This window comes from Bradyrhizobium sp. (assembly GCF_049581145.1).
Classification (GTDB): Bacteria; Pseudomonadota; Alphaproteobacteria; order Rhizobiales; family Xanthobacteraceae; genus Bradyrhizobium.
Window position 1 is genome coordinate 1 of the sequence record NZ_JBAURI010000860.1, and the last position, 2,009, is coordinate 2,009.

Sequence of the window (2,009 nt, forward strand, 5' to 3'; positions counted from 1 at the left end):
ACGTGACGGTGACCGCTCACGGGTCCTCGGACCCGCTCTGCACTCCCATCACGCCCGACGCTGCCGCGTCCACCGCATCCCGCGCCAACGTTCGTGACGATCGCGAAGCGCCCCTCTTGGAAGAGCACGGGACGGATGTATCAAACATCAATTTCTGAAAAAACGAAAGAGATTTATTTTTCGCGAGAGGGCTGGACAGGTGGAATCAGCTTGAAGCGGCTGGCGAAATTGGCTTTTCCGCGCGGGAATTTTTTAGTCTATCCACAGGCTTTGTCGGCGGCGGCATCGATCACGATCGAGATTGATTGACCCGGCGGGTCGGCACCTCATGTTTCGGCCTGCATCGTTTTGCCGTCGTGGCGACGCCCGCTTCGCGAGCCTCTTCGCCGTCAGTACCTCAGCACAGAGGTCTTGACCATTCAGCGGGCAGCATTGCTGGCTCCTCCTAACGTCTGCAATCAGTGGGGGTCGGTCCGCCTCGGATGGACCGCACGGGCCACGGCCGTCAGGCTACATCTAATGGCCAGTGTACCCATGATAGCTGCCGACTTGATGCAGCGCCGCAAGTCGGCAGCTCTGTGCCCAAGCCGTGTGAAAACTCAAAAGTTTGAAGCGCGACGAGAATGACATTCTCGATTCCGATTTAAAAATCGAATGCGCTTGCGATGTGGGCACATGAAACGATCATGAACGAGTAACTCGTTCTGTCGCGATTGATCGTCTTCGCGTTTTCACACAGCCCGTGCCAATACCGGACACGAGCCGCCTCCACAAAAGAACGCGTTACTTAGCGGGAAAAGAGGGCGACGACGTCGCCACCCCTGCTTCACAATTCGGGATCAGGGCGCCAGATGGGCCTTGATCTCCGCCGAGATCTGACGGATCGCGGCCTGGGGTTCGGGAGCGGTCAGGACGCCGTTCAAGAGGACGAAGTCGTGGATCATGCCGTTGTAGCGGGTGGCGATCACAGAAACTCCGGCTTCCTTGAGCTTCCGGGCGTAGGCCTCGCCTTCATCGCGCAGCGGATCGTTCTCCGCCGTGATCACCAGGGCCGGCGGAAGCCCGCGTAGTTCCTGCAAGCTGGCGCGCAGCGGCGAGACGTAGGGATTGTCGCGGGTCTTGGCGTCCGGCGCGTACAAATCCCAGCCATATTTCATGAAGGTGCGGGGCAGAAATCGCCCCGTGCTGAACTCATGATAGGACTGGGTGTCCACGCTGGCGTCGGTCGCCGGGATCAGCAGCGCCTGGTAGCGGATCCTGGGTCCGCCGCGATCCTTGGCCATCAGCGTCAAGGCCGCGGTCATGTTGCCGCCGACCGAATTGCCGGCCACCGCGATCCGGCTGCCGTCCGCGCCAAACTCTTCGGCGTGGGTCGCCACCCATTTCAGGGTGGCATAGGATTGGTCGAGTTGGGTGGGGAAGCGCGCCTCGGGCAAGGAGGTGTACTCGACGAACACGCCGATCTGGCCCGAGCCGACCACGAGGTCGCGCAGCAGGCGCCGATGGTTCTGGAAGTTTCCGACGATCCAGACGCCGCCGTGAATGAACAGCAGCACGCCGGGCTTGCCGACGACCTGCTCGGGTTTCATGATATAGATCTTCACGGTTTGACCGTCCTGGGTGATGGTCTGTTCGGTCGTTTTCACCCCCGACATGTCAACCGGAGTCTTATTCTGCAGACCCGTGAGCATATCCTGCGGCTTCGGTTGAGGCAGCTCCCAGAACGGGCTTGAGTCCTTGTTGATTTCGCTGAGAAAGGTGCGAACCTGCGGATCGATACGAGGATCGGTTGCAGAATCCGGCGTAGCGGCCTGTGAAGCTTGCGTCATAACCGTGGCTCCAAGAATGATGGTTGAAAGAAGAAGGGTGCGTCGCATGGATAAACCTCAGTCGTTTGTCGATGATCGAGCGCATCCACGACCATTGGCCGGCGTTTAAGCTCGTTTGGCGGATGAACTCCCTGAGCAAATGCTGTGAAGTTCTGAGGACGGCTCGATCTGCTAGGGGCG

General features: G+C 59.6%; 2 protein-coding genes. One reads left to right on the plus strand and one right to left on the minus strand.

Annotation, left to right across the window (positions count from 1 at the left end):
• Positions 1-93: 93 nt before the first annotated feature.
• Entirely contained in the window at positions 94-309 is a 216-nt protein-coding gene (locus WCB02_RS28190; RefSeq protein ID WP_423963035.1) for a hypothetical protein, read from the plus strand.
• Positions 310-839: 530 nt separating this feature from the next.
• On the opposite strand, the gene WCB02_RS28195 is transcribed toward WCB02_RS28190, so the two are convergent.
• Positions 840-1,829: an alpha/beta hydrolase gene (locus WCB02_RS28195; protein ID WP_423963036.1), complete on the minus strand. Its 990-nt coding sequence runs from the start codon at positions 1,827-1,829 to the stop codon at positions 840-842.
• Positions 1,830-2,009: the final 180 nt, after the last annotated feature.

What these genes read in the sequence shown, in the direction of transcription:
- WCB02_RS28195 (WP_423963036.1), bottom strand. Translation starts at nt 1,829, where the DNA reads ATGACGCAAGCTTCACAGGCCGCTACGCCGGATTCTGCAACCGATCCT.